This is a genomic window from Enterobacter sp. SECR19-1250 (assembly GCF_013391025.1).
Classification (GTDB): Bacteria; Pseudomonadota; Gammaproteobacteria; order Enterobacterales; family Enterobacteriaceae; genus Enterobacter; species Enterobacter cloacae.
In genome coordinates, this window is record NZ_JACASJ010000168.1 from 1 (window position 1) to 6,181 (window position 6,181).

Here is a 6,181-nt window from a genome sequence, read left to right on the forward strand (position 1 = left end):
AGGCCTTTGAATAAGACAAAAGGCTGCCTCATCGCTAACTTTGCAACAGTGCCCGACGAACAATGTGAATGGCCTGATATTCGAGTTGTGAAAACAGTGCAGATGACCACGGCCGGTAACCGTACAGGGCGCAAATTTTTTCCCGCTGAACATAGCGTTCATGCTTAGTGAGGGTCTGCTCAGTAAGTGGCTCACCGTGAAAATAACGGCTCAGGATAAAATTACAGTCATCCTTAACATCGTCCCACCCGAAGCGGAAAAACAGGTGTTTGGCTTTAAAGTAAGCGACCTGGAGGATGCAATAAATTTGAGCGTGAAGCCCCTGACGACTACAGGCCAGTGCCAGCTCAGATTCATCCAGAGCCAGAAATTCCAGCCGCTGTGCATCATCGAAATCAGGGAGGCCATACAGCGCTTCCTGCTCGGCATTATTTAAAACAGCCAGTCGTTCACTTTTGCCTGTCGCTTTGCCACGAGTAGTCATCCTGACCCCGATTAATCATGTCCGTAAGAGGATCGCTCTGCGGACAGTTAAAATGAAATTTTGCATCCAGGGAAAATCACTGCTGACGTTGTCTCATATAGCTGGTACGATATCAATCTCTTTCATGGCCCCTTAAACGTACACATTTATGACTGAAATACGGATCGGGTATGCCCGGTGCTCCACAGACCGGCAGGATTTGACTGCTCAGCAGGAGGCTCTGATGAAACTCGGTGTTTCCCCGGACAGAATTTATGTCGATAAAGGGCTGACCGGATCAAACCGACAACGCCCCGGACTGGATCAGGCCCTGGCTGCCGTACGTAACGGAGATACTCTGGTTGTACCCAAACTTGACCGGCTGGCACGTTCAGTTCCTGACGCGCGGGAGATCGCCGATGCATTACAGGCCAGAGGCGTTAAACTGGCACTGGGGACCAGTCTTTATGATCCTGCAGACCCGATGGGGAAAATGTTCTTTAATGTGCTGGCCACTTTTGCTGAATTCGAGGGCGATCTGATTCGCCTTCGTACCCGTGAAGGGATGGCTATAGCCAGAGAAAAAGGTAAGTTGAGAGGAAAACAACCCAAACTTTCTGATAAACAACAAAAAGAGCTGTGTCGTATGCACGATACCGGGCAGTATTCAATCAGCGATCTGGCGGAATTGTTTTCTGTATCACGTCCTACCGTTTACCGAACCCTGACCCGGTGGCGGGCATGTTGATTCAGCCTGATCCGCAATTCTGTAAAGGCACATCTGCCGGGGAAAAGGACTGGCTTAATTTCTGCCGTGATAACGAGACGGGTATAGAAAGCATAAGTGCTCACTTTCATGGCCATGCTTACGATCCACATGACCATGATGAGCTTCTGGTCGGTATCACTCAGCAGGGACTGCAGCGTTTCAGTTGTCGTCGTGCTGTCCATACCAGCCACCCGGGGCGTGCCATACTGATCGAACCTGGCGCAGTTCATGATGGCCATGCGACGGAAGATGAAGGTTTCACCTACTCCATGTTGTATCTTCCTCAGGTATGGGTCTCTGACATGATGGCTCGGCGAGGTCTGGGTGATGTTTCTGCTCTGGAGGCGGTATTTCGTCATACGTTAACGGATGACCCGTTGCTTATCAGCGCAATACAGCTGGCGTTTATGGCTGTTCACCATGGTGAAGGACGCCTTGCGCGCGATCAAAGTATGGATCATCTCATTTCTCTTCTCTCACGCCATATTGATATCCGCCCTCAGTCTTTTTTGAATGATTCACTGAGGAAAATTTATCAGCTCAGGGATTATCTTCATGATCATATGTCTCAGGATACTGGTCTGGAAGAGTTATCACGGCAGTGTGGCCTCGATCGCTTCAGGTTAAGCCGGCAGTTCAAGAATGTGTTCGGGCAGTCTCCTCATGCCTATCTTGTCCGGTTGCGACTTCGGACGGCCCGCAGATTGCTTGCACAGGGAAAAGAGCCTGTCCTGGTGGCTTCTCTGGTCGGTTTTTCTGACCAGAGCCATATGGGCCGCTGGTTCCGGCGTGCATACCGGTTGTCCCCGGCGGCTTACCAGCGCCTGTGCACAAACGTTCTAGACTGACAGACTGAAGATCTCCGATCATCTTTTATTAAATGATGACACCCGGAGTGCTTTTGCTCATGTTTGACACAAAAATTGCCTTTATTGTCCGTAATGACCTGCCCACCTGGCAGCGCCTCAATGTCGTGGCCTTTCTGGCCACAGGTATCGCTTCGGCTGCGCCTGAAATCATGGGGGAAGCCTACGTCGATTCGCTTGGACGCCGCTACGGGAACATGTCCGGGCAACCCATGCTTATTTTTGAAGCAGACCTTGCCGGACTTCAGAAAGCACACAGCAAAGGACTTGAGCGTGAGCTGGTTCTGATCCCTTATATCCATGCCATGTTCTCCACCGGACATGATGAAGCCAACCGACAGGTTTTTCTGAAAGAAGATGCCAGTCAGCTTGATCTGGTTGGGCTGGCTATACGCGGTCCTAAAAAAGCCGTGGATAAGGTTATCAAAGGGTTGTCCCTGCACCCGTAACCGGGGGGCTGATTATTCAGGGCGAATACCAGAATCGTATGAAAAACGGGTGGCAATCACCTCTCTCTGTTTATCTCTTGTAAACCCGTTTTTCTTCACCATAGTTATTGCTTACAGATGTATAAATTCCATGACAAATTACACCTGCAATTCACATAAAGACAACCACGAAACCGTCTTTTTTTCATACAGCTATCGCGATTGTTCCTCGTGCAGTGATTTTAACGGGGAGGTTCGATGAGTGCTGCAACCCTGCTTTCCTTTTGGTTTTTTTCCCTTATGTTCGTTATGACACCCGGTGCTGACTGGGCATATGCCATTACTGCCGGTATCCGGGGACGTCAGGTTCCTGCAGTAACAGGGCTGGTCTTCGGATATGTTGTCCTGACAATCGTTGTCGCGGCCGGTATTGGTCCCCTGGTTGCAGGTAACACAGCGGCGATGACGTTACTCACCGTCATGGGGGCTCTCTATCTGGCGTGGCTTGGCATTGGTATGCTCCGTCACCCTCCGGCCCCCATCGCTGTCGGAGAAGAGGTCGGCCAGGTCAGCTGGCGCTCGGCAGCAATGAAAGGTGCACTCGTCAGCGGGCTGAATCCCAAAGCCTTTATGTTCTTTCTGGCGTTCCTCCCCCCCTTTACCGTCTCAGACGCCGCCTGGCAGATCCCGACTCAGCTTTTCACGCTCGGAATGGTCTATACCGTCAGTTGCTCTGTCGTCTATATGCTCGTGGGTTATGGCGCAAGCATCGTACTCAGCACCCGACCGGCAGCGGCCTGTTTTGTTGGTCGGGTGTCAGGGATCATTATGTTATTACTCGGTGCCTTCCTTTTATATCGTCAACTTTCACATTATTAAACTCACAGTGAAAAGGAACACAAACAGCTCATTGTTGACTGGCACTATTTAGTTCGAACGAACTCAGACAACACACAACTGAACAGAATTAAAAAATATCTGCGGACTGTTTATGAAATCAGAACTGAATATCCGGGAAATGACCGCTCTCGGATTTATGGCATTTGCGCTTTTCCTGGGTGCCGGAAATATTATTTTCCCGCCGTTTATCGGTATTCAGGCAGGGAGTAATGTCTGGACGGCGGCTGCCGGCTTTCTGCTGACGGGAGTAGGATTGCCGGTGCTGGCCATTATCGCACTCGCCCGGGCGGGCGGTGAACTGGGGAATATCATCAGTCCGGTAGGCCACGTGGCGGGGAATCTGCTCATTATTGCCTGCTACCTTTTCATTGGACCTCTTTTTGCCTCTCCCCGGACGGCAACAGTTGCTTATGAACTGGGGCTGGCACCTCTGGCTGGTCATAGCCAGTCAGCACTGGTTATCTACAGTTTTTGCTATTTCACGCTGGCGGCACTGATTTCTCTTTTCCCCGGTAGATTACTGGAGTCTGTGGGGCAGGTGCTGGCACCACTGAAGATCGTAGCCCTTATCGTATTGTGCTGTGCCGTCTTCTGGCTGCCGGATGTTCCCGCACCGGCCCCCCGAAATGCATTCATCACTTCCCCGTTTTCGGGTGGGATAGTGAATGGCTACCTGACGATGGATACCCTGGCCGGACTGGCGTTTGGTCTTGTTGTGGTGAATGCCATCCGTGCCCGGGGACTTCATGACCGGCACCATATTACCCGTTACACAACCAGGGCCGGAATTATTGCCGGTGCCGGCCTGGCCGTCGCTTATCTGAGTCTTTTTACGCTTGGGCTGAAAAGTGTTTCCCTGATACCGGATGCGGCTAACGGTACTGAGGTATTACATGCCTTCGTGCAACATGTTTTTGGCGACCGTGGAGTTCTTTTTTTAGCCGTGCTGATGTCGCTGGCCTGCATTGTCACGGCAATTGGACTGACATGCTCCTGTGCAAGTTATTTCAGTACACTGACTCCCTTCGGCTATAAAACCCTGGTGATTTTTTTCGCCACATTATCTTTCCTGGTTTCCTGCATGGGGCTGAATGCGTTGATTCGGATCTCCATCCCGGTACTTATTATGGTGTATCCACCGTTTATTACATTAATCGTGTGTGGCTTCTTCAAAGAGCGTTTGCCGGAACCGGTGAAGGTGATCGCACCGGCAACAGCTGTCGCATTTGTTTGCGGAGTTCTTGATGGTCTTCATGCGGCAGGACTGACTAATTGGGTACCATCCGTTTACCTCCGTTTACCTCTCTCAGATCAACAGATGAGCTGGCTGTTGCCCACCGCTGTGGTCCTGCTGATAGGGTATTTTATGTCGCGAATAATGAGAACGCCGTCGATATTATCCGGGGTGAAAAAATGAATGGGTATATAAACGCGGGCTCTTCGCTTTCATCATCAATCAGCCCATATGCAGAGGAAACAGGCATGAAGACCGTTATGATCCCCTGCATTGTAACTGCGCTGGCGATATTGTTTGCGGGCGGAGAAAATTTGCTATGGCGAACCACAGATTATTACCCCTCGTTTCTTGCCGGCGTACGCGACGTTGATAATGTTACCCTGCTGATCCCGACCGCAATGAAAGACATATGTGGCAATCAGCGTCCTGTTCCGGAGTTAAAGAAAAAACGAAACGGCCTGTATTTACGCTGCGGAACACCGGGGATTGAGGGCGTCTGGCGAATAATTGTCCCTGATGTCCGACGGACTGAATAAATGTGTAATGACAGTTAATAAAAGTTAACCAGGAAGCTGAATATGGCAAAGACCACTCTGACACAACTGAAACTGATGAAACAGCAGGGCGAAAAGATTGCCATGCTGACCTGCTATGATGCGACATTTGCACACGTAGCCAGTACTGCGGGTGTGGATATGCTGCTCATCGGCGATACATTAGGTATGATTTTACAGGGACATGACAGCACATTGCCTGTCACTGTGGATGATATGGTTTATCACACAGATTGTGTGAGGAAAGGTAATACCGGGAGTTTTATCATCGCTGACATGCCATTCATGTCCAGTATATCCCCCGAACAAACATTGTGTAACGCAGGAAAGTTAATGCGGGCCGGAGCACAGATGGTCAAACTGGAAGGGGGCGAATGGCTGGCTGACGTAATCCGCCAGTTGACCCGACAGGGAGTACCCGTCTGTGCTCATATTGGGCTCACGCCACAATCCGTTAACGTTTTCGGTGGGTTTAAGGTTCAGGGGCGAGGCCAGGAGCAGGCTGATGATTTGCTCGCTACAGCCAAAAAACTGGAAGACGCAGGAGCGGCCATGATCCTGGTTGAAGCCGTTCCAGCCTCTGTTGGCAGAATGTTGAGTAAAACCGTATCGGTGCCCGTTATTGGTATTGGTGCCGGGGTTGATACCGATGGGCAGGTCCTGGTTCTGCACGATATGCTGGGCCTCAGTTTATCCGGTCATACACCTAAATTTGTGCGCAACTTTATGTCCGGGCAGGAGAGTATTGGTGCAGCAATCAGATCCTATGTCTCCGCAGTAAAAAACGGTTCATTTCCAGCCAGTGAACACTGTTATAAAGAATAACTTTGTTCCTCATTGTTGAGTATGATCCGGGGCATTACGTCCCGGCTCATGCCGGAAATTTCGGCGGTTCCGGCGTAGAACCCCTCACTCAGAAGTTTGTCCAGGTGATCGCGAACATCCGCTGTTAAATTTTCCGCAA

At 50.6% G+C, this 6,181-nt stretch carries 7 protein-coding genes and 1 pseudogene; 7 read left to right on the plus strand and 1 reads right to left on the minus strand.

Going from position 1 to position 6,181, the window contains the following annotated elements:
- Window positions 1-52 precede the first annotated feature (52 nt).
- Window positions 53-484, minus strand: a pseudogene (locus tag HX884_RS24805) (DUF4158 domain-containing protein); the annotation flags it as partial.
- A gap of 148 nt (window positions 485-632) precedes the next feature.
- Between HX884_RS24805 and HX884_RS24810 the strand changes: the two are divergent.
- The 7 genes from HX884_RS24810 (at window position 633) to panB (ending at window position 6,042) form a co-directional block, all read left to right on the plus strand.
- On the plus strand, window positions 633-1,211 hold the full coding sequence (locus HX884_RS24810; RefSeq protein WP_064357970.1) for a recombinase family protein: 579 nt from the start codon (window positions 633-635) through the stop codon (window positions 1,209-1,211).
- Window positions 1,205-2,080, plus strand: a complete 876-nt coding sequence (locus tag HX884_RS24815; protein WP_178328941.1) for an AraC family transcriptional regulator — start codon at window positions 1,205-1,207, stop codon at window positions 2,078-2,080. The genes HX884_RS24810 and HX884_RS24815 overlap by 7 nt, the downstream gene beginning before the upstream one ends.
- Window positions 2,081-2,139: 59 nt before the next feature.
- Window positions 2,140-2,547 (plus strand): DUF2000 domain-containing protein, encoded by a 408-nt coding sequence (locus HX884_RS24820; protein ID WP_060591430.1) that lies wholly within the window; start codon window positions 2,140-2,142, stop codon window positions 2,545-2,547.
- A 237-nt stretch (window positions 2,548-2,784) separates the two neighbouring features.
- Entirely contained in the window at window positions 2,785-3,405 is a 621-nt protein-coding gene (locus tag HX884_RS24825) for a LysE family translocator (protein ID WP_064357893.1), read from the plus strand.
- Window positions 3,406-3,517: 112 nt separating this feature from the next.
- The gene (brnQ, locus tag HX884_RS24830; protein ID WP_064357892.1) at window positions 3,518-4,843 is read left to right on the plus strand and encodes a branched-chain amino acid transport system II carrier protein; all 1,326 of its coding nucleotides are present in this window, start codon (window positions 3,518-3,520) and stop codon (window positions 4,841-4,843) included.
- A gap of 65 nt (window positions 4,844-4,908) precedes the next feature.
- Entirely contained in the window at window positions 4,909-5,199 is a 291-nt protein-coding gene (locus HX884_RS24835; protein ID WP_060210599.1) for a hypothetical protein, read from the plus strand.
- 42 nt (window positions 5,200-5,241) lie between these two features.
- Window positions 5,242-6,042 carry a 3-methyl-2-oxobutanoate hydroxymethyltransferase gene (gene panB, locus HX884_RS24840; protein WP_064357890.1) on the plus strand — a complete coding sequence of 267 codons (801 nt, stop codon included), beginning with the start codon at window positions 5,242-5,244 and terminating at the stop codon, window positions 6,040-6,042.
- Window positions 6,043-6,181: the final 139 nt, after the last annotated feature.